This is a genomic window from Pseudonocardia sp. Ae505_Ps2 (assembly GCF_001932425.1).
In the GTDB taxonomy this organism is placed as follows: domain Bacteria; phylum Actinomycetota; class Actinomycetes; order Mycobacteriales; family Pseudonocardiaceae; genus Pseudonocardia.
The window spans coordinates 4,099,641-4,123,832 of sequence record NZ_MCIP01000001.1 but is presented as its reverse complement, the minus strand read 5'-3'; the positions used below and the strand labels follow the sequence as shown (position 1 = coordinate 4,123,832).

The window sequence follows — 24,192 nt, the reverse complement described above, 5'->3', positions numbered from 1 at the left end:
GGGGCGCACGCACCGCCCCGCGACGCGGCCGCGGGGATCTGCGTAGTTTCGACGAGGTGCACGTGCTCCCCCGGGCCCGGTGGGTCCGTACCCCGATCGTGGCGGCGACGGTCACCGCTCTGGTGCTGGCGTTCGCCCCCGCCGCGGCGGCCGCCCCCGGTGTCCCGGGCGCGACGGCGGCACCCGCCGCGGCGGCCGCCGACGACGGCGGGTCGGTCGCCGTCACCGCCGAACGGGTCGCCGTCCCGGCCGGCCCCGGACAGCCGGGCACGATCGACCTGGACACCTCGCTCTACGTCCCCGCCTCGGCGACCGCGGCCTCCCCCGCCCCCGCGGTGCTGGTCGCGCACGGCTTCGGCGGGAGCAAGGACTCGGTCGACTCCGACGCCCGCGAGCTCGCCGCCCGCGGGTACGTCGTGCAGACGTGGACCGCGCGCGGTTTCGGCGCCTCCGGCGGCAGCATCGGGCTCGACGACCCGGACCGCGAGGTGGCCGACGCCTCCCGGCTGGTCGACCGGTTGTCCCGGCGCGCGGACGTGCAGCAGGACGGCCCCGGTGACCCCCGCGTCGGGGTGACCGGCGGCTCCTACGGCGGCGGCCTCGCCCTGCTGCTGGCCGGCTACGACCGGCGGATCGACGCGATCGTCCCGGTGATCACCTGGAACGACCTCGGGCAGGCGCTGTTCCCGAACAACGCCGTCCCCACCGGCACGAGCGCACCCGGCACCCCCGCCGCGGGAGCGGGCGCCGGTGACGGGGTGTTCAAGAGCGGCTGGGCCGGGGTGTTCTTCGGCTCCGGAGGCCGGGTCCCCGCGGGCGGCGACACCGCGTCCGGGGCCGGGTCGGGCTCCGGCGACGAGTCCGGCGGCGGCTTCGGCGGGTCGGACGCGACCGGCGGGACCGGTGGGTCGACCGGCGGCGGAGCCGACGGAGGCGGCGGTGTCGGAGGTGTCGGCTCCGGGAATGGGGCCGTCGACGCCGGGCCCGCGGCAGGCGGGACGGGGAGCTCCGGCCCGGCCGGCCCCGGCACGTCCGCGGGCAGCCCCGGTGCGGTGCCCGGCGCCCCCTCGGACCCGGTCTGCGGCCGCTTCGCCCGCGACGTCTGCGCCGCCTACGGCGAGGCCGCCCGCACCGGCCGCGTCTCCCCGGAGCTGGCCCGGCTGCTGCGCCGCTCCTCCCCCGCGACCGTCACCGACCGGATCACCGCGCCGACGCTGCTCGTCCAGGGCGAACAGGACACCCTGTTCGGTCTCGACCAGGCCGACGCGAACGCCCGCCAGATCGCCGCGAACGGCACTCCCGTGTCGGTGCTGTGGTTCGCGGGCGGCCACGACGGCGGCGGCCCCGACTCCGAGGTCCGCGCCCGCATCGCCGACTGGTTCGACCAGCACCTGCGGGGCCTGCCCGCTGCGGAGGGCACCACCGGCGGCCTCGCCGAGGCCCCCTTCGCCTACCAGGTCCGCAGCTCCGTCCGCGCCCGCGACGACACCCCCACCGGCCGGACCGTCCTGGCCGACGCCTACCCCGGCCTGAGGGCGGGCTCCGCTCCCGCACCGACCACCGCGCTGCCGTTGGAGGGTGGCGAGCAGACCGTCGTCCACCCGCCGGGCGGGAACCCCTCGGCGCTCACCTCGCTGCCGGGGCTCGGCTCGGCGCTCGGGTCGCTGGGCTCGCTGGGCGGCCTGTCCGGCCTGACGACGCCGGGCCAGTCCGCCCGGTTCCTCACCGCGCCCGTCGCCGACGCGATACAGCCGTCGGGGGCACCGCGGGTGACGGTGCGCGTCGCGCGGGTCGCCGGACAGCCCGCCCCGGACACCGCGGTGCTGTTCGCCTCGCTCACCACGCTCGGCCCGGACGGGCGCAGCACGCTGCTGGGCAACGCCGTCGCGCCCCTGCGGATCGCCGTCCCCGCCGACGGGTCCCCGGCCGAGACCACGGTGACGCTGCCCGGCGTCGTCGCACCGGTGCAGGGCGGCAGCCGCCTGCTGGTGCAGCTGTCGACGACCGACCAGGGCTACGACTCCGGCGCCGACCCGGCCGTGTGGCGGGTCGGGCTCGCCGGGGACACCGCGCTGTCGGTGCCCCAGGTGCCCGGCCGCACCGAGTCGGCGGGGACGGTCCCCCTGTGGCCGGTGCTCGGGATCGCCGCCGTGCTGGCCGCGGCGCTCGTGGCGTGGCTGGTGGCGCGGCTGCGGTCGCGCCGCGCCGACCCCGCCGACGACGACGTGCCCGACGACGCGGCGCCGCTGGTCGTCGGCGGGCTGGCGAAGACCTACCGCAACGGGTTCGCCGCGGTGTCCGACGTGTCGTTCACGGTGCCGCGCGGCGCGGTGCTCGGCCTGCTCGGCCCGAACGGCGCCGGCAAGACGACCGTCCTGCGCATGCTCATGGGCCTGATCACGCCCACCGCCGGGACGATGACGGCGTTCAGCCGCCCGATCCGGCCCGGCGCGGCGGTGCTGTCGCGGATCGGCGCGTTCGTCGAGGGCCCCGGGTTCCTGCCGCACCTGTCAGGCGCGGAGAACCTGCGCCTGTACTGGGAGGCCACCGGACGCCCACCGGAGCAGGCCCGGATGGCCGAGACGCTGGAGATCGCCGGTCTCGGCGACTCGGTGCACCGCCGCGTCGGCACCTACTCCCAGGGCATGCGGCAGCGCCTCGCGATCGCGCAGGCGATGCTGGGCCTGCCCGAGCTGCTCATCCTCGACGAGCCCACCAACGGGCTCGACCCGCCCCAGATCCACGCGATGCGCGAGCTGCTGCGCCGCTACGCCGCGGGCGGCCGGACGGTGCTCGTGTCCAGCCACCTGCTGTCGGAGGTCGAGCAGACCTGCTCGGAGGTCGTGGTCATGCACCGCGGCACGGTCGTCGCCGCAGGGACGGTCGCCGAGCTGATGGCGGCCGGGGGCGGCTCGTCGTTCACCGTGGACGACACCGGCCGGGCCGCGGCGGTGCTGGCCGCCCTCGACGGCGTCACCGACGTCGTCACCGGGGACGAGCCGGGCGTCGTACACGCCCACACGGGCGACACCGCCCGCGCCGACGCCGTCGCCGCGCTGGTGTCCGGCGGGGTCGCGGTCAGCGCGGCCGGGCCGCGCGGCCGGCTGGAGGACGCGTTCCTGGAACTGGTGGGCCCCGAGGGCCGTGACGTGGAAGCCGCGCAGGGGCAGGACGTGGAAGCCCCGCGGGGGCAGGACGCCGGAGGTACCCCGTGAGTGACGACCGTCAGCTCTCGACCCGTCGCGGGCACGTCGGCGACCTCGTGACCGGCCGGGCCGCGCCGCCCGCCGTCCCGGGACGCACGATGCCGCTGCGCACCGAGCTGGTCCGCCAGCTGCAGCGCCGTCGCACCCAGGTCGCGTTCGCGCTGGTCGTGGCGATGCCGATCATCCTGTGGGCGGCGTTCTCCCTCGGCGACGACGACCCCGGCGCCCGCGGCCCGAGCCTGGTCGACCTGGCGTCGGGCAGCGCCGCGAACTTCGCGGTGTTCACGTTGTTCGCCTCGGCGAGCTTCCTGCTGGTGGTGCTGGTCGCGCTGTTCTTCGGCGACACCGTGGCCTCGGAGGCGTCGTGGTCGTCGCTGCGCTACCTGCTGGCCGTCCCGGTGCCGCGGGCGCGGCTGCTGCGGCAGAAGGCCGTCGTCGCGGGGGTGCTGTCGGTGGCGGCGCTGCTGCTGCTCCCGGTCGCCTCGCTGGTGGTCGGCGCGATCGCCTACGGCACCGGGGACCTGGTCTCGCCGATCGGGGAGTCGCTGCCGTTCTGGAGCGCGGTCGGGCGGGTGATGCTCGGCGCGCTGTACGTGACCGTGCAGCTGAGCTGGGTGGCCGGACTGGCGTTGCTGCTGTCGGTGAGCACCGACGCCCCGCTGGGCGCGGTGGGCGGCGCGGTGATGGCCTCGATCGTCTCCCAGATCATCGACCAGATCGAGGACCTGGGGATCATCCGGGACTTCCTCCCGACCCACTACGGCGACGCCTGGTCGGCGCTTCTGGCCACCGACGTCGACTGGTCGGACATGACCTACGGCGCGTTCTCCGCGGTCTGCTACGCGACCGTGTTCCTGGGGCTCGCGGCGTGGCGGTTCCGCACCAAGGACATCACCAGCTGACCGCGGTGCCGGGCCGCCCCGCGTGGCCCGGCACCCGCGTCCGGGTCGGTGACGTCGGCCGGGTAGGCCACGGCGGTCCCGCCCGCCGCCCGGATCTCCTCGGCGACGGCGGTGGCGCCGTGGGCGTCCCGGTCGTTGACGGCGACGGCGTGCCCGTCGCGTGACAGCCGCAGGGCGATGCCCCGCCCGATCCCGCGTCCGGCTCCGGTGACCACGGCGACACCCATGTCGGCCTCCCAGTTCGCTCGCGCGGGCCGCCGGGGGCGGCGTCCCTGCCGCGGCGGGACGTTCCCGCGACAGCCAGTCCACCCTGGTGGCGCGGGTCCGGGACAGCGTTGCAGGCCGGTTGCAGCGCCCGCCGTCGGCCGGGCGGGTGCCCGGCCGACGCGGGACCGGTCCGCGCCGGGCGTCGCCGCCCGGGCGGCGGTCAGTCGCGGCGCAGGGCGGCGACGCCGGGCGCGCCCGACTCGCGCACCACCCGGCTGCCCGCCAGCCCGGTCAGGTCCAGCTCGACCTCGGGAGCGATCCGGTAGGGGCGGGCCAGCAGGATGCCGCCCAGGTTCCGGCGCAGCCGGGACATCTCCGCGCGGACGGTGACCAGGTGCGCCCGGTCGCCGTAGAGCCCCTGGGACAGGGTCGCCGCGTCCAGCCCGCCCGTCCCGGCCCGGGCGAGGAGCACCAGGACCTCGGCGTGCCGGGTCGACAGCGGGTGCACCCAGCGGGTCGTGCCTTCGATCACGGCCTGCGGCGGGCGGCCGTCCAGGTCCAGGCGCAGCCGCATCCGTCTGCCCCCGCCCGACGCCGGGCGCAGCAGCCAGCCGCCGGGCACCGGCTCGGGCAGGCACGGTCCGAGCCCGTGCACGGCGATCAGGCGTTCGGGCACCGGCGCGGCGACCCGTTCGACGCCGGGCAGCCCGGACGCGGCGGCCACCCAGCCGTGGTCGTCGACGACCAGGCCGGGCCCGGTGTCACCGGCGAGCATCGGGGCGCCGATGGTGCGCAGCGCGTCGAGGCGGGCCTCGTGGCGCTGCCACAGCCCGGCCTCGGCGAGCCGCACCGCGGTGTCGACGAGCGCCACGGTCGTCGGGTGGACGGTCTCGGCGGGCCCGGACAGGTCGACGACACCGAGCAGCTCACCGCTGCGCGGGTCGTGCACGGGGGCCGCGGTGCAGGTCCAGCCGTGGTGGCTGCGCACGAAGTGCTCGGCGGAGAAGATCTGCACCGGCCCGCCCTCGGCGAGCGCGGTCCCGATCGCGTTGGTGCCGACCGACCGCTCGGACCACTCGGCGCCCTCGGTGAACCCGAGCGCGTCGGCACGGCGGCGGACCGCGGTCGAGCCCTCCCGCCACAGCAGGACCCCGTCGGCGTCGCAGACGACCATCACGTGCCGGGCGTCCTCGGCGACCGAGGTCAGCGCGGCACGCAGCGCGGGCAGCACCGGGGCCAGCGGCGAGGTCGCCCGCCGCTGCTCGACGACGGCGGCATCCAGCGGGCCGGGCGGCTCACCGGCGTCGGGGTCCACGCCCTGGGCCCGGACCCGGTCCCAGGACCGGGTGACCAGCCGGCGGCCGCGGGCCGTGTCGACGGGGCGGGCGTCGCCGGACAGCACCGCGTCGTGCAGCCGGGACAGCATCCGGGCGTGCCGACCGAGGTCGGTTCCCGGGCGGACGGCACACACGCCTGCCCGGTTCCGGTCGTCGTCGACTGGCTCCACCGGCACCTCCGGCCCCCACAGTAGGCGGGCGCCCGTGACCCGCGCCATAGTCGCGGGCCGTCGTGCCCCGGGGGCCCACCGGAGGGTCAGGAGCCGACGCGCAGCCGTTCCGGACGCGGCGCCCGCGGACCGCCGGGACGCCCCGGGCCCCGGGTGACGTACCAGCAGCCGAGCCCGAGGGTCAGCGCGGCGGGGATGACGTAGCTGGCCCCCAGGACCTGCTCCCAGAGGCTCCACTTCATCTCGACGCCCCACACGTTGGGCATCCAGCGGAACGGAGCGACGTAGAAGATCGCGGCGATGACCACGCCGACCACCGCCCACCCGGCACTGCGGTACCGCAGGGCGTGCGCACCGATCCCGATCAGCGCGGGCACGACCCACACCCAGTGGTGCGACCAGGCGGTCGGGGTCGCCATCAGCACGACGGCGGCCGTCGCCGACATCGCGATCACCGGCTCGGAGCGTCGGATGATCGGCACGGCCAACGCCAGCAGGACCGCGACGATGCCCAGCCACAGGATGTGGAACCAGGGCTCGGGGACCTCCTGGCGGGCGAGCACGGCCTGCACGGTCTCGTTGGAGAAGAACGTCGAGCCGCTCACCCCGGCGGCCGGCCCGCCGACGAACCAGTACCGCACCGAGGAGTCGAGGTCGACGACGAACCCGAGCCCGGTGGCGAGGATGCCGGTGACGACGGCGACCCCCGCGGCCTTCCAGTCCCGCCGGACCAGGAAGTACAGGACGAACCCGCCCGGGGTCAGCTTGATCGCCGCGGCCAGGCCGAGCAGCAGCCCGCGCGGCCACCAGGTACGCGGGGCGAGGAGGTCGACCAGCACCAGCAGCATCAGCACGAGGTTGATCTGCCCGAAGGCGAAGGTCTGCGCGACCGGCTCCATCAGCAGGACCGCGGCCAGCACCGGCACGCCCAGCAGGAACGGCGCCCGCCACCCGCCCGCGGGCCAGGCGACGCGGATCGTGAGCGCGATGCAGATCGCCAACGACAGCACCGAGGCGACGAACTGCGCGGTGAACGCCACGGCGTAGGGCACGACGGTCAGCGGCACCATCGTGATGGCGGCGAACGGCGGGTAGATGAACGGCAGCTCGGGCCCGTGCAGGGGCAGCGGGAGCCGGCCGTACATGTCGCTGCCGTCCAGCCAGGCCTGCACGCCGATCCGGTACACGTCGAGGTCGAGCGCGTAGTTCCGCAGCCGGTACCAGGACCAGTACAGCGCGGCCACCAGCAGCGGGACGGTGACCACCAGCGTCCACCGGGTCAGCGCCGCCGCGCGCAGCCTGCCGACCAGCGCGGCGCCGCCCCGGCCGGGGGCTGCGGGCACGTCCGGGTCGGGCGTGGTGCGGATGACGGTCACGCGGGGCTCCTCCGAGAACGACCGGGCCGCCCGGGCCGGACGGGGATGCGGCCGCGTGACGGGCGGACCCGGCGGCCGGACGGGAGATGACGGTGGTCCACGGTAGCGGGGAGGCCCGGCCGCCCCGCCGCGGACCCGCCTACGACACCCCGGCCGCGTCCATCCCCCGCAGCTCCTTCTTCAGGTCGGCGATCTCGTCGCGCAGCCGGGCCGCCAGCTCGAACTGAAGGTCCCGTGCCGCGGTGAGCATCTGGTCGTTCATCTGCTGGATGAGGTCGGCCAGCTCGGCGCGCGGCATGCCCGCCGTGTCCTTCGCCGCCACCCCGGAGCTGCCGGCCGCGGCCGGGGCGCGACCCTTCTCCCCCGCCGCGCGCTTGCCGCGCGAGGCGTTGCGGCCCGACCCGCCCACCGGGACGGTCTCGGTGTCCTCGGCCTCCCGGTAGACCTGGTCGAGGATGTCGGCGATCTTCTTGCGCAGGGGCTGCGGGTCGATCCCGCGCTCGGTGTTGTAGGCGATCTGTTTGGCGCGACGCCGGTCGGTCTCGTCGATCGCGTACCGCATCGAGTCGGTGATCTTGTCGGCGTACATGTGCACCTGGCCGGAGACGTTGCGCGCCGCGCGGCCGATGGTCTGGATCAGCGAAGTGCCGGAACGGAGGAAGCCCTCCTTGTCCGCGTCGAGGATCGCCACCAGCGACACCTCGGGCAGGTCGAGACCCTCGCGGAGCAGGTTGATGCCGACCAGCACGTCGTACTCGCCCGACCGCAGCTGCCGCAGCAGCTCCACCCGGCGCAGGGTGTCGACCTCGGAGTGCAGGTACCGGACCTTGATCCCGAGCTCGAGCAGGTAGTCGGTGAGGTCCTCGGCCATCTTCTTGGTCAGGGTGGTGACCAGGACCCGTTCGTCCTTGGCGGTCCGGTCCCGGATCTCGGCGATCAGGTCGTCGATCTGGCCCTTGGTCGGCTTCACGACGACCTCGGGGTCGACCAGGCCGGTGGGGCGGATGACCTGCTCGACGAACTCGCCGCCGGTGCGGTTGAGCTCGTAGGGGCCCGGGGTCGCGGACAGGTAGACGGTCTGGCCGATCCGGTCGGCGAACTCCTCCCAGGTCAGCGGCCGGTTGTCCACCGCGGAGGGGAGGCGGAAGCCGTACTCGACGAGGTTGCGCTTGCGGGACATGTCGCCCTCGTACATGCCGCCGATCTGCGGCACCGTCACGTGCGACTCGTCGATGACCAGCAGGAAGTCGTCCGGGAAGTAGTCGATCAGGGTGGCCGGCGCAGTGCCGGGACCGCGGCCGTCGATGTGCCGGGAGTAGTTCTCGATGCCCGAGCAGAACCCGACCTGGCGGATCATCTCGATGTCGTACTGGGTCCGCATCCGCAGCCGCTGGGCCTCCAGCAGCTTGCCCTGGTTCTCCAGCTGCGCGAGACGCTCCTCCAGCTCCGCCTCGATGGCGCGCACGGCGCGCTCCATCGCCTCCGGGCCCGCGACGTAGTGCGTCGCCGGGAAGACCTTGATCTCGTCGACCGGCTCGACCTCCTCCCCCGTCAGCGGGTTGAGGTAGTACAGCGCCTCGATCTCGTCGCCGAAGAACTCGATCCGCAGCGCCAGCTCCTGGTAGGCGGGGATGATCTCGACGGTGTCGCCCCGGACCCGGAACGTGCCGCGGGTGAAGGACATGTCGTTGCGGGTGTACTGCACGTCGACCAGCAGCCGCAGCAGCCGGTCCCGCTCGACCTCCTCGCCGACCCGCAGCGAGACCGACCGGTCGAGGTAGGACTGCGGGGTGCCCAGGCCGTAGATGCACGACACCGAGGCGACCACGACGACGTCGCGCCGGGACAGCAGGTTCATCGTCGCCGAGTGCCGCAGCCGCTCGACGTCGTCGTTGATCGAGCTGTCCTTCTCGATGTAGGTGTCGGTCTGCGCGATGTAGGCCTCGGGCTGGTAGTAGTCGTAGTACGAGACGAAGTACTCGACCGCGTTGTTCGGGAGCATCTCCCGCAGCTCGTTCGCCAGCTGGGCCGCCAGGGTCTTGTTCGGCGCCATCACCAGCGTGGGCCGCTGCTGCTGCTCGATCAGCCAGGCGGTGGTGGCCGACTTGCCGGTACCGGTGGCGCCCAGCAGCACGACGTCCTGCTCGCCGGCACGCAGCCGACGGTCCAGCTCGGCGATCGCGGCCGGCTGGTCACCTGCCGGGACGTGGTCGCTGACCACGCGGAACGGGGCCGTGCTGCGCTCGACCGCGCCCACCGGGCGGTGCTCGGAGTGCGCGCGCGGGGTGTCCGCCGGGGTGGTGCCCGCGTCCGGGTGCGCAGCGTCCCCCCGGGCACGGGAGTCCGCCGCGCTGCCCGGGACCTCGGTCGCGAATGCCATGACACCAGGGTACGAGCGACCCCCGACACTTTCCCGTCGCACGCCCCGCCGGGACCGCCGGAGGGGGCAGGATGGTCGACCGTGCACCCGCCCAAGACACAGACCTTCGACCCCGAGCGGGGCGTCCAGGTCGACACCAAGGGGACCCACCGCGAGATCGCCACGCTGCGCGAGGAGGACTGGGGGCTGTACCTGTCCCGGCCCGTCGTCGCCCGGCCGAACGCCTGGTGGATCGAGACCTGGGTGCTGCCGGAGCTGGGCGTGTGCCTGTCGGACTGGCGGTGGCGGCCCGGGCACGAGCGCGACCAGGACGTGTACGTCGACGTCGCCGCGATCTCCCGCGAGGGCAGGCGGCTGCACATGACGGACCTCTACCTGGACCTCGTCGTGAGCCGCGGCCGCGGGACCGACGTCATCGACGTCGACGAGTTCGTCGCCGCCGTGGCGCAGGGGCTGGTCGGGACCGACCTGGCCGAGTACGCCCTGGAACGGTCGCACGCGGTGCTCGACGGGCTGGTCCGCCACGACCACGACCACGTGGCCTGGCTGGCGTCGCTCGGGATCGACCTGGGGCCGCGGGACCGACCGGAGGACGGCCCGGACTGACCGGCCGCGGGGGCCGGCCGGGGTGTGTCCCGGGGTGTGTCAGAGCGCGGAGGACTGCGCCGGGGCGAGGCCGACGGCGCTGGTCGAGGTCTCCGGCGTCGTCGTCCCGGTGGTCGTGGTCGGGTCGGACGACGCGGTGGTGGTCGGCGCGGCCGAGTTGGACGTCGTCGGGGCCGGGTTGGTCGTCGTCGGCTCCGGGGTGCCCTCGTCGGTCGGCTCCGGCGTCGAGGTCGGCGGCGTCGTGGTGACCGGCGGAGGCGTGGTCGTCACCGGCGGCTTCGTCGTGGCCGGCGGAGGCGTCGTCGGCTCAGGCGAGCCCTCGTCGGTCGGCTCGGGCGGGGTGGTGGGCTGCGGCTGGGTCGGCTGGCCACCGGTGAACGGCGGCGGGACCACGGGCGCACCGGGGGTTCCGGGCGCGGGCGCCGAACCGGGCGCGGGGGCGACGGGCGAGCCGCCGCCACCGGGCAGCGCGCCACCCTGGGTCGCCGCGACGGTCGGGTCGAACGCCGGCGGGAGGCCGTCCCCGCCGGCGGCCGCGCCACCCGGCGCACCGGTCTCGACGGGGTCCGGGCTCGGGCCGGTCGCCTGCGGCGCGGCGATGGCGAAGGGCGGGCCGACGAAGCTGCCGTCGGGCGCGGCCGCGGTCGCGACGGCGGTGATCCCGCCCAGCGACCCGACGGTGAGCACCGCCGCGGCCGCGGCCGACGTGGCGCGGCGCGCACCGGCGGCGCGGGAGATCACGTCGTCGACGGCCGGCAGCCGCACGGCCGCCGCGAGGACGTCGTCGAGCCGGTGGAACTCCCGGTCGATGTCGGCGAACCCGTTCATGCCCGTCCCCCCTCGGTGGCGGGTGGGTATCCGCCACGCAGGTCGTACTGCGGCGTCCGGTGACCCGGCGGCGGTCCCCCGACCGCGCCACCCGCCGGTCCGATGATCTCCTCCAGCACCTCGGCCATGCCCTCGGTCACGACCTCGCGACCGCGGACGAGCCGGCGCCGCACCTCGTGCACGGTGACCCGCTCGAGCTCGGCGACCGCGCCGGTCGACAGGCCCGCCATGTGGTGCAGCACCACGGCCCTGCGGTCGACGGGCGCGAGCCGCCCGAGCGCCTCCAGGAGCGCCCCGGTGCGCGGGTCGGTCTCCTCCGGGGCCGGCCTGCGACGGCGACGCAGGATCCGCGGCCGCATCGACGTGCGGATCGCGACCCGCCGGACCCAGCCGACGGCGGCGTCCTCGTGGTCCGGGCCCGCGGGTTCGGCACGCAGCGCGGCCCAGCGGCGCCAGGCACGCGAGTAGGCGTCCTGCACCGCGTCGTGTGCGTCGTACGGATTGAGCGTGATCGCGTAGAGCTGCGCGACCAGGCGCGGGTAGTGGGTCTCCAGGTGCGCCCCGAAGTCCGCGCGGAGCTCACCGTGCGGGAGCGTGCGGTGCTGCTGGACGACGGCGCCGCTGATCGGCGGAGCCTCGTAGTCGGCTCCGTAGTCGGCGCCGGTCCACGCGTCGCGGTCGGCCGCGCCCGGCTCGCCGGGTTCCGGCACACCGCCGTACTGGTCCGTGTGGGGGAACGCGGGCGCGCGCTCGGGCTCGGCGAACTCGCCGTCCGCCCCGAAACGCTGGGCCACTGTGCTCAACCCCGTGTCCTCTCGTCGCCGCCACCGGGCCCTGCGGCCCGGTGCCGATCACCGTGGTGCCCTGTCCGATCGGCGGGTACCCGCAGGTACCGCCGCCGATCCGGGCAGGAGCACCCTCTGCCCCGCCTGATCGACCAACGAGCGTGCAGCGTTACAGAAACGGCCCGGCGCGATCCGATCGTCACGTTCCGCGTGATCTACATCCCGATCCGGTCACTCGTCCGGATCAGAGCGCCACTCCGCCGTGCACGCACGGTAGTGACGTGGGTCTGCGTCGTCGGCGTGCCGCTCCGCCGCGGCGCGCTTGTGCGCGGCGTAGTCGGTACGGGCGGTCGCGTCGGCGCGCAGCCGGTCCCGCAGCTCGACCGCGTGCTGCCACGCGGGCGAGCCGTGCACCCGCACGGCCAGCACCGCGGCCCGTCCCGGGTCGGCCGAGCCGTGCACCCGCACCGTGCCCGCGTCGCCGCCCGGGGCGGCGGCGTCGACCGGGAACCCGGCCGTGACCAGGGCATCGGTGATCCGGTCGGCGTCGGCCGGGGACTCGACCGCGAGCTGCAGGTCGAGGACGTCGCGGGCCGGGAGCCCCGGGACGGCCGTCGACCCGATGTGCTCGACCCCGCGGCCGGGACCGCCCGCGGCGACCGCGACCCGCTCGGCCAGCCGGCGGGCCTGGGCAGCCCAGTCCGGGTCGTGCTCGACGAGCAGGGGCGGCCCGTCCACGGCCGGGCGGCCGGTCCGCAGGTTCTCCTCGAACCCGGTCAGGCGCCCGTCCCACAGCGCGTCCACCCGGCGGCGGGTGTCCTCCGGGTCGCCCGAGTTGTCCAGCCAGACGTCGGCGACGGCGCGACGCTGCTCGTCGGTGGCCTGGGCGGCGATCCGGGCCCGGGCGTCCTGCTCGGCCATCCCCCGCGCGGACACCAGCCGCCGGACCCGCTCCTCGGCGTCCACCCCCACCACGACGACCAACGGGAAGGCCGGGGCCATCCCGCCCTCGACGAGCAGCGGAATGTCCTGCACGACGATCGCGTCCGGCGCGGCGGCGGCGACGATCTCGTCGGACCGGGCCCGCACGAGCGGGTGCACGATGCCGTCGAGGGTGCGCCGGGCCCCGGCGTCGGCGAAGACGACCGCGGCGAGAGCGGGCCGGTCGAGGCGGCCGTCGGCGTCGAGGACGTCCCGGCCGAACGCCTCGACGATCGCCGCCAGTCCCTCGGTGCCCGGTTCGACGACCTCGCGGGCGATGACGTCGGAGTCGACCAGCACCGCCCCGCGTTCGACCAGTCGCGTCGCGACCGTCGACTTGCCCGCACCGATTCCGCCGGTCAGCCCTGTCCGCAGCACGTGATCACCGTAGCGGGCCGCACCGGGTACCCCGGGCGGCGCTCAGGTGGTGCCGCGCGCGCTGCCCGCGCCGCCGTCGCCGGCCCGCGGGGCGGGCGCCGCGGGCGGCGTGGTGGGGGTCGGCCGCGCGGACGGCGGCTGGGTCGGCGTCAACGCCGGGATGATGCGCTGGGCCAGGTCGGGCAGGGTCTCGGCCGCGGACCGGGTCTGCCCCGGAGCCGCCACCGGCAGAATGAACGTCAGCGTGTCGACGCCGTAGACCAGCGCGAGGGTGGTCTCGTCCGGCCGCTCGACGAGGACGCCGGGGACCGAGCCGACGGTGATGTCGCGCGACGCGGTGGCCGAGCCCCGCTCGGCGTTGGTGTTGAGCTGCCACTGCCGCGCCGCGGACGCGGCGTCGGTGTAGCGGCCGATGTTGAGCTGGAACAGCACCGGACCCGAGTTGCGCGCCCCGCCGAAGGCCTGGGTCTGGCCGCCCGCCCGGTAGGTGCAGGCGGTGCGCTCGGTGCGGTTGACCGCCGCCTCGGGGACGCCGCGGACCGACTGGACCGACACCGACCCCAGTACCTGGCCGAACAGCGCGCCGGCCTGCTCGGGGTCCATCAGCTGCGCGCAGTCGGTGGGCAGCGCGATCGGAACCGGGCCCCGTCCGGCCTGGGCGGCGCCGGACTGCTCGGCAGGGAACGTCGGGACCGCGATCCCGGTGTCCCCGGACGCCGTGCCGCACCCGGCGAGCACCGCGGTCAGCAGGATCCCCGCGAGCGCGGACCGTCCGCGACGCCGGGACGGGCGGGTGTGGGACAGGAGCTCGCCGGAACGCGTCCGGCGGACGGTACGGCCGACCATGCATCCAATCTAGGCCGACCCGAAGATCGACTCAGAGCGGGTGCGCGCGCCGTGACCAACCGCAGCCGAACCGTGATCTCCACCGTGCGTGTCCACCCTGACACGCCGAGCGAGATGAACCGGTGTCCATCGCGCGCCGTAGGGCCGCCGTGAAACGGGCCGGGCCCCGGTGACCGTGAGGGTCACCGGGGCCCGGTGTGGTGCTGGCGCCGGTCCGGGGTGGGACCGGCAGGGGGCTGTCAGGCCCCGCCGGAGAGCTTCTCGCGCAGTGCGGCGAGCTGCTCGTCGCTGGCGAGCGAGCCACCCGACTCGGCCTGGCCACCGCCGCTGCTGCCGGCGGCCGGACGGTCGTCGTCGCCGCCGGAGGAGTAGTTCGCCGGCGCGATGTCGTTGCCGCCCTCCGCCTCGGCCTCGGCGGCCTTGCGGATCTGCGCCATGTGCTGCTCGTAGCGGGCCTGCGCCTCGGCGTACTGCTTCTCCCAGGCCGCGCGGGCCTCGTCGAAGCCTTCCTTCCAGTCGCCGGAGTCGACGTCGAAGCCCTCGGGGTAGATGTAGTTCCCCTGGTCGTCGTACTCGGCGGCCATGCCGTAGCGGGTCGGGTCGAACTCGGTGTCGACCGTCATGCCCTCGTTGGCCTGCTTCAGCGACAGCGAGATGCGACGGCGGTCGAGGTCGATGTCGATGACCTTGACCATCGCGTCGTCGCCGACCTGGACGACCTGCTCGGGGATCTCGACGTGGCGCTCGGCCAGCTCGGAGATGTGGACCAGGCCCTCGATGCCCTCCTCGACGCGGACGAACGCGCCGAACGGGACGAGCTTGGTGACCTTGCCCGGCACGATCTGGCCGATCGCGTGGGTCCGGGCGTAGAGCCGCCACGGGTCCTCCTGGGTCGCCTTCAGCGACAGGGAGACGCGCTCGCGGTCCAGGTCGACGTCGAGAACCTCGACGGTGACCTCCTGGCCGACCTCGACGACCTCGCTCGGGTGGTCGATGTGCTTCCAGGACAGCTCGGAGACGTGCACCAGACCGTCGACCCCGCCCAGGTCGACGAACGCACCGAAGTTGACCACCGAGGAGACGACGCCCTTGCGGACCTGACCGCGCTGCAGCTGGTTGAGGAACTCGCTGCGGACCTCGGACTGGGTCTGCTCGAGCCAGGCGCGGCGGGACAGGACCACGTTGTTGCGGTTCTTGTCCAGCTCGATGATCTTGGCCTCGATCTTGCGGCCGACGTACGGCTGCAGGTCGCGCACGCGGCGCATCTCGACCAGCGAGGCCGGGAGGAAGCCGCGGAGCCCGATGTCCAGGATCAGGCCGCCCTTGACGACCTCGATGACGGTGCCCTCGACCGGCTCGTCGGCCTCCTTGAGCGCCTCGATCGTGCCCCAGGCGCGCTCGTACTGCGCGCGCTTCTTGGACAGGATCAGCCGGCCCTCCTTGTCCTCCTTCTGGAGGACGAGGGCCTCGACGAACTCGCCGACCTCGACGACCTCGGCGGGATCGACGTCGTGCTTGATCGACAGCTCGCGCGAGGGGATGACGCCCTCGGTCTTGTAGCCGATGTCGAGCAGGACCTCGTCGCGGTCGACCTTGACGATGGTGCCCTCGACGATGTCGCCATCGTTGAAGTACTTGATCGTCTGGTCGATGGCGGCGAGGAAGTCCTCCTCCGACCCGATGTCGTTGATAGCGACCTGCGGCGTGGTCGGGGCGGCGGTGGTGTCGGTGGACATGTAGTGAGGTGCTCCGATGGATTTCTCTGGCATGGTCGGCCCGGTCGGCTCTGCTGCAGCAGTGCGCCCCGGTTCTGGTACGTGTAGCTGTGACGTTGTAACAGTCACCCTCTGGCGTCGATTCCCGTGGTCGGGAACATCGGTGCACGGACGTCCGCGAGACCGGCGCTGGAGTGGCGCCGCGCGGTCGGCCGACACGTTGACCACGGTCCGGAAAGAATGCTACGCGGCCCGTGAACCCCCCGGCAATGCGGGTCCGCCATCTGCGGGACCACCCGCGCTTGCGACGATCGGGTGGTCATGAGCAGCCGCGACGAGTACTTCTCCGCCGAGGACGCCGTGGGCACCACGGGCGTCGCCCGGCGCCGCGTCGGCAGCGCCGAGTCCGAAGCGGCCGGGCGCCGCTGGTGGGACGCCGACGCCGACGACTACCTGGCCGAGCACGGTTCCGACATCGGCGACGAGGCGTTCGTCTGGTGCCCGGAGAACCTGCACGAGGACGAGGCAGGCCTGCTGGGCCCGCCCGCCGACCTCGTCGGGAAGCGGGTGCTGGAGGTCGGTGCCGGCTCGGCCCCGTGCAGCCGGTGGCTCGCCCGCCGCGGAGCGCACCCGGTGGCGCTCGACGTCTCCGGCGGGATGCTGCGGCACGCGGCCCGGCTCAACGCCGCGCTCGGACTGCCCGTGCCGCTCGTGCAGGCCGGCGCCGAGCACCTGCCGTTCGCCGACGCCACCTTCGACCACGCCTGCTCGGCGTTCGGGGCGATCCCCTTCGTCGCGGACCCGGGTCGGGTCATGCGGGAGGTGGCCCGGGTGCTGCGACCCGGTGGGCGCTGGGTGTTCGCGGTGAACCACCCAATGCGCTGGGTCTTCCCCGACGACCCCGGCGAGCAGGGGCTCACCGTCGTCCAGTCCTACTTCGACCGGACCCCCTACCTGGAGGTCGACGGCGACGGCCGGGCCACCTACGTCGAGCACCACCGCACCCTCGGCGACCGGGTGCGCGACGTCGTCGCCGCCGGGCTCGTGCTCGACGACCTGGTCGAGCCGGAGTGGCCGGAGGGCCACGAGCGGGTGTGGGGGCAGTGGTCGCCGCTGCGCGGCGCGCTGTTCCCCGGCACCGCGATCCTCGTGACCCACCGACCGGGCTGAGCCGGCCGAGTCGGCCGAGTCGGTCGTCAGGGTCGGCCGGGTCGTCAGACCTCCAGGACCGCGCCGGTCTCCAGGTCGTAGCGGGCGCCGACGATCGTGAGGTGGTGGTTGCAGACCGCCCCCGACAGCGACGGGTCGGCCGTCAGCTGGGCGACCACCCGGCGCACGTTCGCGTCGACCGCGCCGGCCACCGCGGCCTCACCGGAGCCCTCGCACACCGGGACGATGTCGCCGACCAGGGCGCCCAGCGTCGACGGCGCCGGCGCGGGCTGCCCGGAGGCGACCGACACGGCCGCCTTCACCGCACCGCACTGGGAGTGGCCGAGCACCACCAGCAGTGGGATGCCCAGCGCCCCGGCGCCGAACGCCAGCGTGCCGAGCACGGCGTCGTCGACGACCTGGCCCGCGGTCCGGACGACGAACAGGTCCCCCAGACCCAGGTCGAACACCAGCTCGGCGGGCACCCGCGAGTCCGAGCAGGACAGGATCATCGCGGCCGGGGTCTGACCCGCCACCGCGGCGGCGCGCTCCTCGGCGGACCGACGCGGGTCCTCGCGCTCGTCGCGCTGCCAACGGCCGTTGCCCTCCAGCATCATCTGCCACGCCTGGGCCGCGGTCGGCCTGCTGTCGTTCGCCATAGGGTCTCCCTCGGTCGGCGTCTCACCGACCAAGATCGGTGAACGGGTCCGCACGGACAAGCATGCACGCCGCCGCACGCCTCCCGTGTGACGAGGCCCGCACGGCCGGGCGGCACCGTCCGCGCAGCCCGGGACACCCGCGGCGGCCCCGTCGTCCGCGGCCACGGGCCGACGTAAGGTCGACGGGTGCCGATCACCCCCGACCAGCTGCCGGAGCTGAGCTCCGAGTACGCCCTGGAACAGCTCAACGACCGGATGGGCATCGAGATCCTCGCGGTCGGCCTCGACGAGGTCGTCGGCCGCATGCCGGTCGCGGGCAACCGTCAGCCCTACGGGCTGCTGCACGGCGGCGCCAGCGGCGTGCTCGCCGAGACCCTCGGGTCCACCCTGTCCGCGATGCACGCGCTGCCCGAACGGTTCCCGGTCGGGCTGGAGCTGGCCTGCACCCACCACCGTTCGGCCACCTCGGGCTGGGTCACCGGCACCGCCCGGCCGGTCCACATCGGGCGGACCACCTCGACCAGCGAGATCGTCCTCGTCGACGACGAGGGCCGCCGCGTCTGCACCGCGAAGCTGACCTGCCTGCACCGCGACAACCGACCGCCCGTGGCCTGACCTCCGCCCTGCGGGGCGCCACGGGCGCCCGGCAGGTCCCGTCGCGTTACGTCTCGGCTACGTCCTCGTCCGAGACGGAGGTACCAGTTCTCTCCTCGGCTACGTTCGCCCTCAATCACCCATCAGGGTGTCGCACAGAGTCGTGTCCGACGACCCACGAGGACGAACGTTGTCACCACATCCGCTCCCGCGCCGACCGCGCACCGACCGCGCGGTCACCCCGCCCGTCGGTGCGTCGCGGCACTCCCCGATCCCCACGACCGCCCGGTGGTTGGTGGGCCTGCTCATCGCCCTGCTGGGCGCGCTCACCCTGTCCGGGACGGCCGCCGCCGCGACCGCTCCCACCGACCCCGCACCGGCCTCCCCCGGCGCCGTCGCCCCGTTCCAGCAGGCGGACGGCATCGACGTCAGCGGCACGCTGCGGGACCAGAACGGCCAGCCGCTGCCGAACGTGCGCATCACCGCCGAGCGCGACGGTGCGCCAGCCGGTGAGACCCGCTCCCAGGCGAACGGCCGCTGGACCCTGACCGTCCCCGGCGCCGGTTCCTACCTGTTCCGGCTCGACGAGGCCTCGCTGCCGCCCGGCACCGAGGTCCTGCAGGGCGAGACCACCCGCGAGGTGACCGCCGGATCGCTGAACACCGTGGTGTTCCGCTTCGGCGCCGAGGTCGAGGGCGCCGCCACCGGCGGGTTCGCGACCTTCCTGCGGCTGCTCGTCGACGGCATCCGGTTCGGCCTGGTCATCGGCATCTCCGCGGTCGGCCTGTCGCTGATCTTCGGCACCACCGGCCTCACGAACTTCGCACACGGCGAGATGGTCACCATCGGCGCCGTCATCGCCTGGTTCATCAACGTCGGCGGCGGCGTCCAACTGATCCCCGCGACGATCGTCGCGATGCTCATCGGTGCCCTGCTGGGCGCCGCGAACGAGCTCGGGATCTGGCGACGGCTGCGCCGGCGCGGTGCCGGCCTGATCGCCCAGCTCGTCGTCTCCATCGGGTTGTCGATCGCGCTGCGTTATCTCGTGCTGATCATCTTCGGCGGCCGGTCGGAGTCCTTCGCCGACTACACCGGCCAGACGGTGCGCAACTACGGCCCGATCGCGCTGACCGACAAGGACCTGTCGGCGATCGTGATCGCGATCGTCGTCCTCGTCGCGGTCGCGCTGCTGCTGCAGAAGACCCGGATCGGCAAGGCGATGCGCGCGGTCTCCGACAACCGCGACCTCGCCGCCTCGTCGGGCATCAACGTCGACCGGGTGGTGCTGTTCGTCTGGATGCTCGGCGGTGCGCTGGCCACGCTCGGCGGTGTGCTTTTCGCACTGTCGGAGCTGTCCTCGACCGTCCAGTACGAGATGGGCTTCCGCCTGCTGCTGCTGATGTTCGCCGGGGTCATCCTCGGGGGGCTCGGCACCGCCTACGGCGCCCTGCTCGGCTGCCTGATCGTCGGCATCCTCGTGCAGCTCTCCACACTCGTGCTGCCACTGGACCTCAAGTACCTGGGCGGACTGGCCGTGCTGATCGTGATCCTCGTGTTCCGGCCGCAGGGCCTGCTCGGGTCCCGGGCACGGATCGGCTGAGGGGGCAGACATGATCGACTTCGGACAGCTCCTCACGGTCGGGCTCTCACAGCTGATCGGCCCCTCGGCCATCTTCTTCGCGTTGCTGGCCCTCGGACTCAACATCCACTTCGGCTACACCGGGCTGCTCAACTTCGGCCAGATCGGCTTCGCGCTGGTCGGTGCCTACGGCATGGGCATCTCGGTGGCGAACTACGGCGCCCCGCTGTGGCTGGGCGTGATCATCGGCATGGCCTGCGGTGTCGCGCTCGCGCTCGTACTGGGCATCCCGACCCTGCGCCTGCGCGCGGACTACCTCGCGATCGTGACGATCGCGGCGTCGGAGATCCTGCGCCTGATCACCCGCTCGACCTCGCAGACCGGTTTCACCGGCGGTACCCAGGGCCTGACCGGGTTCGCCGACTCGTTCGCCAGGGCCAACCCGTTCGGCACCGGCACCTACGACTTCGGGGTGCTGTCGCTGCGCGGGCCGGACCTGTGGGCGATCGTCGTCGGCTGGACCGTGGTCGCGCTGTGCGTGCTCCTCACCTGGCTGCTCGTGCGCAGCCCGTGGGGCCGGGTGCTCAAGGCGATCCGCGAGGACGAGGACGCCGCCCGCGCGCTGGGCAAGAACGTCTTCGCCTACAAGATGCAGGCGCTCGCCCTCGGCGGGGTCTTCGGCGCGCTGGGCGGCATCGTGTTCGCCCTGGCGACCCAGTCGCTGACGCCGGACTTCTACTCCCCGCCGCAGACCTTCTTCGCCTACGCCGCGCTGATCCTGGGCGGGGCGGGCCGGGTCTTCGGGCCGGTGATCGGCGCGATGGTGTTCTGGTTCCTGCTCTCGGTGGCCGACGCGTTCCTGCGTCAGGCCACGGCCGGGGACGCACCGCTGCTGCCGTTCATCTCCTCCCAGGACGTCGGCGCGATCCGCTTCGTGCTGGTCGGCCTGTTCCTGGGCCTCATGATGGTGTTCCGACCACAAGGCATCTTCGGACGCCGCAGGGAGGTGCTGAGCGATGGCCGCTGACGACCCGACCGCCGGACGGACCGAGACCGAGACCGGCCGGACACTGACCGGCGTCGCCCCGGAACCGGGCGTCGCCAAGCCGGACCCGGTGCTCACCGTGGACGGCGTGACCCGCACCTTCGGCGGCCTCAAGGCCGTCGACGTGGCCCACCTCGAGTTCCAGCGCGGCGCCATCACCGGCCTCATCGGCCCGAACGGCGCCGGCAAGACCACGCTGTTCAACCTGTTGACCGGCTTCGACCGGGCCGACACTGGCTCCTGGGTCTACGACGGCAGCCCGCTGCAGAAGCTGCCGCCGCACCGGGTGGCCCGCAAGGGCGTCGTCCGCACCTTCCAGCTCACCAAGGCCCTCGCGGGCATGACGGTGCTGGAGAACATGAAGCTGGGCGCGGTCGGTCAGCGCGGCGAGAGCTTCCTCGGCGCGCTGTTCACCGGCTGGGGCGCCCAGGAGCGGCGGATCACCGAGCAGGCCCGCGAGCTGCTGGCCCGCTTCAAGCTCGACGCCAAGTCCGAGGACCTGGCGGGCTCGCTGTCCGGCGGACAGCGCAAGCTGCTCGAGATGGCACGGGCCCTGATGATGGATCCCAAGGTCGTCATGCTCGACGAGCCCATGGCCGGGGTCAACCCGGCGCTGACCCAGAGCCTGCTGGGCCACGTGAAGTCGCTCCGCGACGAGGGCATGAGCGTGGTGTTCGTCGAGCACGACATGGACGTCATCCGCGACATCTCCGACTGGGTCGTCGTCATGGCCCAGGGGCAGGTCATCGCCGAGGGGCCGCCGTCGGCGCTGTCGTCGAACCAGGCCGTCGTCGACGCCTACCTCGGCTCGCACCACGACCAGGTCCTCGAATTCGACGAGGACGGCAACCCGGTCGGCGAGACCGCGGAGATCGTCGCCGAGATGGAGGCCGCCGAGCTCGAGGGCGGCCTGCGCGAGGACGGCACCGGTCCGGCCCACCAGGGCCAGGAGGGGAAGCGCACATGAGCGAGCGGGAATCCGGCGCCGAGGACGTCATGACACCGGAGCGCGCGGCCACCACCGAGGTCCACCGCGGGCTCGCCGAGGGCGCCGTCCTGCGGGTCGACTCGCTGGTCGCCGGGTACGTGCCGGGGGTCGACATCCTCAACGGGAGCGACTTCTTCCTGCGCGACGGTGAGATCGTCGGGATCATCGGGCCGAACGGCGCCGGGAAGTCGACGCTGCTCAAGGCCATGTTCGGGCTCATCCCCGTGCGCAGCGGCACGGTCCGGCTGCGCGACGCCGACATCACCGGAGCCAAGGCGCACGCGCTGGTCACCCGGGGTCTGGGCTACGTCCCGCAGCGCGACAACGTGTTCCCCTCGCTCTCGATCGAGGAGAACATGCAGATGGGGGTGTTCCTGCGGCCGAAGTCGTTCGCGGCGCGCTTCGACGTCGTCGCGGACCTGTTCCCGATGCTGGGGCAGCGCCGCAAGATCAAGGCGGGGTCGCTGTCCGGCGGCGAGCGGCAGATGGTCGCCATGGGGCGGGCGCTGATGATGGAACCGTCGGTGCTGCTGCTCGACGAGCCGTCGGCAGGGCTGTCCCCGATGCTGCAGGACGAGGTGTTCGTCCGCTGCAAGCAGATCAACGCGGCCGGCGTCTCGGTCATCATGGTGGAGCAGAACGCCCGCCGCTGCCTGCAGATCTGCGACCGCGGCTACGTGCTCGACCAGGGCCGCGCCGCCTACACCGCCGGTGGTCGCGACCTGTTGAACGACCCGAAGGTCATCGAGCTCTACCTGGGCACCCTGGCCGGGAGCAGCGAGAAGAAGTGACCTGACCGGTCACCACGGGCCCGGACACGACACGAGGGGCGGACCGTTGCCGGTCCGCCCCTCGCCCGTCGTGCCGCGGATCAGCTCTGGGCGCCGACCCGGACGTAGGTGACGTTGTCCGAGATCTTGTTCTGACCGTCGAAGGTCTGGACACCGTACGAACCGGAGCCCGGCTCACCCGCAGCGGTGAAGTCGAGCGTGCCGGTGGCGCCGTCGTAGTCGACGTCACCGCCCCGGTCGAGGATCGCCTTGCAGGCGGCGAAGGTGGTGCACTTCTCGCCGTCCTTGGTGATCCCGATGATCTGGGTCGCGATGTCCGCGCCGTTGGTCGACTTCGCGGCCTCGGCGGCCAGCGCCGAGACCACCACGGCGTCGTAGGACTCGGCCGCGTAGTTGAAGTCGGTCAGGCTCGGGTCCTGCGCGGTGAGCCGCTGCCGGAAGTCACCGGACAGCTCGGTGAGGGGCAGTGTGCCCTTCATGCCGTTCAGCAGTCCGGCGGGCAGACCCTCGCCCAGGGCGTTGCCCATGTTGCCGTCGGTGCCGTAGACGGACTTCTGGGCCGGGCCGATCTGGACCTCGCTCATCCGGCTCAGGATCCGCTTGGACTCGTCGAAGCCGATCACCGCGATCGCATCCGGGTTGAACTGCGCGACCTGGTCGATCTCCGGGTTGAACGATGCGGCGTTCGGGTCGTAGATGATCTTCGTGATCTGGTCCTGCGGAATGCCGGCCGAGACCAGGTTGCGCTCGGTGCTGTCGGCCAGACCGGACCCGTACGGGTCGTTCCGGGCGAGCAGCGCCACCCGCTGGCCACCGTCGGAGGTGATCAGCTGGGCGAGTGCCTGGCCCTGCAGGACGTCCGGCGGTGCCGTCCGGAAGTACAGTCCGCGGTCCTGCCAGCAGGTGAACTCGTCGGAGGTGTTGGCGGGCGAGAACTGCACCACGCCGGCACCGGTGATCTTGTCGATCACCAGCTTGGACACGCCCGACGCGACCGCGCCGACGATGACCTGCGTGCCGGCGCCGAGCTGCCGGTCGACGGTCTGGTTCGCGATGTCGGTGGTGTCGTCGCCCGAGTCACCGCGCAGGTGCTGGATCGGGTTGCCGAGGACTCCCCCGGCGCCGTTGATCTCCTTGACCGCCACGTCGACCCCCGCGAACTCGGGCGGGCCGAGGAACGCCAGGCTGCCGGTCTCCGGCAGCAGGGAGCCGATCTTCAGCGGCGCGGTGCTCGGGTTGCCGGTCGCCTGGGCCTGCGGCGGGGTGCATGCCGGCCCCGCGGCGGCAGGCTCCTCGGAGCCGCCGGTGGCCCCGCCGGAACCGGTGTCCCCACCACCACCGCATCCGGCCAGTACCAGCGACGCCGCCCCGGCAAGGGCGGCGAGTCGCCACGTCGTTCGCGTCATTCGAGTCCCCTTCGGTTCTCCGCCCGCCCGAAGCAGCGCGGGAGGATGGCGGAAAAGTAGTACGCCCGAACCAGGAGAAGGGACATCATCACCACTCGTGACAGGAATGTGATGCGGCGACACCAGCGTGACACAAGTGGATCTTTTCGGGTGCCCGGACGGGCACTTTCGGTTACCTGAACCGTGTCGTGGTGCATCGAAACGGGGAACGACACCCCGTGGCGTACGACGGTCCTGGCCGGACCGGGGCCCGCGCCGGGGAGC

At 73.7% G+C, this 24,192-nt stretch carries 20 protein-coding genes; 9 read left to right on the top strand and 11 right to left on the bottom strand.

The genetic code is table 11. From position 1 onward, the window contains the following. Window positions 1-56 precede the first annotated feature (56 nt). Window positions 57-3,215 (top strand): alpha/beta fold hydrolase, encoded by a 3,159-nt coding sequence (locus Ae505Ps2_RS19655; protein WP_083696030.1) that lies wholly within the window; start codon window positions 57-59, stop codon window positions 3,213-3,215. A gap of 89 nt (window positions 3,216-3,304) precedes the next feature. Further along, window positions 3,305-4,108, top strand: a complete 804-nt coding sequence (locus Ae505Ps2_RS19650) for an ABC transporter permease (RefSeq protein WP_233147748.1) — start codon at window positions 3,305-3,307, stop codon at window positions 4,106-4,108. Here Ae505Ps2_RS19650 and Ae505Ps2_RS19645 read toward each other — a convergent pair. The 4 genes from Ae505Ps2_RS19645 to uvrB all read right to left on the bottom strand — a co-directional run bounded on the left by Ae505Ps2_RS19645 (window position 4,045) and on the right by uvrB (window position 9,578). Continuing rightward, window positions 4,045-4,335, bottom strand: a complete 291-nt coding sequence (locus Ae505Ps2_RS19645; RefSeq protein ID WP_233147513.1) for an SDR family NAD(P)-dependent oxidoreductase — start codon at window positions 4,333-4,335, stop codon at window positions 4,045-4,047. The two genes, Ae505Ps2_RS19650 and Ae505Ps2_RS19645, sit on opposite strands and share 64 nt — an antisense overlap. 200 nt (window positions 4,336-4,535) lie before the next feature. Continuing rightward, complete coding sequence (locus Ae505Ps2_RS19640) at window positions 4,536-5,822, bottom strand: GAF domain-containing protein (RefSeq protein ID WP_249265307.1); 1,287 nt, start codon at window positions 5,820-5,822, stop codon at window positions 4,536-4,538. 86 nt (window positions 5,823-5,908) lie between these two features. Further along, complete coding sequence (locus Ae505Ps2_RS19635) at window positions 5,909-7,198, bottom strand: glycosyltransferase 87 family protein (protein ID WP_075305816.1); 1,290 nt, start codon at window positions 7,196-7,198, stop codon at window positions 5,909-5,911. A gap of 139 nt (window positions 7,199-7,337) precedes the next feature. Then, window positions 7,338-9,578 (bottom strand): excinuclease ABC subunit UvrB, encoded by a 2,241-nt coding sequence (gene uvrB / locus Ae505Ps2_RS19630; protein ID WP_249265306.1) that lies wholly within the window; start codon window positions 9,576-9,578, stop codon window positions 7,338-7,340. A gap of 81 nt (window positions 9,579-9,659) precedes the next feature. On the opposite strand from uvrB, the gene Ae505Ps2_RS19625 reads away from it, so the two are divergent. Next, window positions 9,660-10,184, top strand: a complete 525-nt coding sequence (locus Ae505Ps2_RS19625) for a DUF402 domain-containing protein (protein ID WP_075553847.1) — start codon at window positions 9,660-9,662, stop codon at window positions 10,182-10,184. 39 nt (window positions 10,185-10,223) lie between these two features. Here the strand turns inward: Ae505Ps2_RS19625 and Ae505Ps2_RS19620 are convergent, their stop codons facing one another. The 5 genes from Ae505Ps2_RS19620 to rpsA all read right to left on the bottom strand — a co-directional run bounded on the left by Ae505Ps2_RS19620 (window position 10,224) and on the right by rpsA (window position 15,738). Next, entirely contained in the window at window positions 10,224-11,012 is a 789-nt protein-coding gene (locus Ae505Ps2_RS19620) for a hypothetical protein (RefSeq protein WP_075333258.1), read from the bottom strand. Further along, a complete protein-coding gene (locus tag Ae505Ps2_RS19615; RefSeq protein ID WP_075333257.1) occupies window positions 11,009-11,806 on the bottom strand; it encodes a sigma factor-like helix-turn-helix DNA-binding protein in 798 nt (265 codons plus the stop codon). The genes Ae505Ps2_RS19620 and Ae505Ps2_RS19615 overlap by 4 nt, the downstream gene beginning before the upstream one ends. 222 nt (window positions 11,807-12,028) lie before the next feature. Then, window positions 12,029-13,156, bottom strand: a complete 1,128-nt coding sequence (gene coaE / locus Ae505Ps2_RS19610) for a dephospho-CoA kinase (protein ID WP_075305809.1) — start codon at window positions 13,154-13,156, stop codon at window positions 12,029-12,031. 42 nt (window positions 13,157-13,198) lie between these two features. Then, window positions 13,199-14,002, bottom strand: coding sequence for a hypothetical protein (locus tag Ae505Ps2_RS19605; protein ID WP_075305807.1), 804 nt, complete (start codon window positions 14,000-14,002; stop codon window positions 13,199-13,201). 239 nt (window positions 14,003-14,241) lie between these two features. Beyond that, complete coding sequence (gene rpsA, locus Ae505Ps2_RS19600) at window positions 14,242-15,738, bottom strand: 30S ribosomal protein S1 (RefSeq protein WP_020622849.1); 1,497 nt, start codon at window positions 15,736-15,738, stop codon at window positions 14,242-14,244. A gap of 300 nt (window positions 15,739-16,038) precedes the next feature. Here rpsA and Ae505Ps2_RS19595 point away from each other — a divergent pair, with 300 nt between their 5' ends. Then, window positions 16,039-16,887: a class I SAM-dependent methyltransferase gene (locus Ae505Ps2_RS19595; RefSeq protein WP_075311654.1), complete on the top strand. Its 849-nt coding sequence runs from the start codon at window positions 16,039-16,041 to the stop codon at window positions 16,885-16,887. Window positions 16,888-16,931: 44 nt separating this feature from the next. On the opposite strand, the gene Ae505Ps2_RS19590 is transcribed toward Ae505Ps2_RS19595, so the two are convergent. Further along, window positions 16,932-17,525, bottom strand: a complete 594-nt coding sequence (locus Ae505Ps2_RS19590; RefSeq protein ID WP_020622847.1) for a carbonic anhydrase — start codon at window positions 17,523-17,525, stop codon at window positions 16,932-16,934. 186 nt (window positions 17,526-17,711) lie between these two features. Between Ae505Ps2_RS19590 and Ae505Ps2_RS19585 the strand changes: the two genes are divergently transcribed. The 5 genes from Ae505Ps2_RS19585 (at window position 17,712) to Ae505Ps2_RS19565 (ending at window position 22,522) form a co-directional block, all read left to right on the top strand. Then, window positions 17,712-18,140 (top strand): hotdog fold thioesterase, encoded by a 429-nt coding sequence (locus Ae505Ps2_RS19585; RefSeq protein WP_020622846.1) that lies wholly within the window; start codon window positions 17,712-17,714, stop codon window positions 18,138-18,140. A gap of 169 nt (window positions 18,141-18,309) precedes the next feature. Further along, the gene (locus Ae505Ps2_RS19580) at window positions 18,310-19,719 is read left to right on the top strand and encodes a branched-chain amino acid ABC transporter permease (RefSeq protein WP_249265305.1); all 1,410 of its coding nucleotides are present in this window, start codon (window positions 18,310-18,312) and stop codon (window positions 19,717-19,719) included. 10 nt (window positions 19,720-19,729) lie between these two features. Next, the gene (locus Ae505Ps2_RS19575; RefSeq protein ID WP_020622844.1) at window positions 19,730-20,725 is read left to right on the top strand and encodes a branched-chain amino acid ABC transporter permease; all 996 of its coding nucleotides are present in this window, start codon (window positions 19,730-19,732) and stop codon (window positions 20,723-20,725) included. Then, window positions 20,715-21,710, top strand: coding sequence for an ABC transporter ATP-binding protein (locus Ae505Ps2_RS19570; protein ID WP_083696035.1), 996 nt, complete (start codon window positions 20,715-20,717; stop codon window positions 21,708-21,710). The genes Ae505Ps2_RS19575 and Ae505Ps2_RS19570 overlap by 11 nt, the downstream gene beginning before the upstream one ends. Beyond that, window positions 21,707-22,522 carry an ABC transporter ATP-binding protein gene (locus tag Ae505Ps2_RS19565; RefSeq protein ID WP_020622842.1) on the top strand — a complete coding sequence of 272 codons (816 nt, stop codon included), beginning with the start codon at window positions 21,707-21,709 and terminating at the stop codon, window positions 22,520-22,522. The genes Ae505Ps2_RS19570 and Ae505Ps2_RS19565 overlap by 4 nt, the downstream gene beginning before the upstream one ends. Before the next feature lie 80 nt (window positions 22,523-22,602). Here the strand turns inward: Ae505Ps2_RS19565 and Ae505Ps2_RS19560 are convergent, their stop codons facing one another. Further along, window positions 22,603-23,928 (bottom strand): ABC transporter substrate-binding protein, encoded by a 1,326-nt coding sequence (locus Ae505Ps2_RS19560; RefSeq protein WP_075553846.1) that lies wholly within the window; start codon window positions 23,926-23,928, stop codon window positions 22,603-22,605. Window positions 23,929-24,192: the final 264 nt, after the last annotated feature.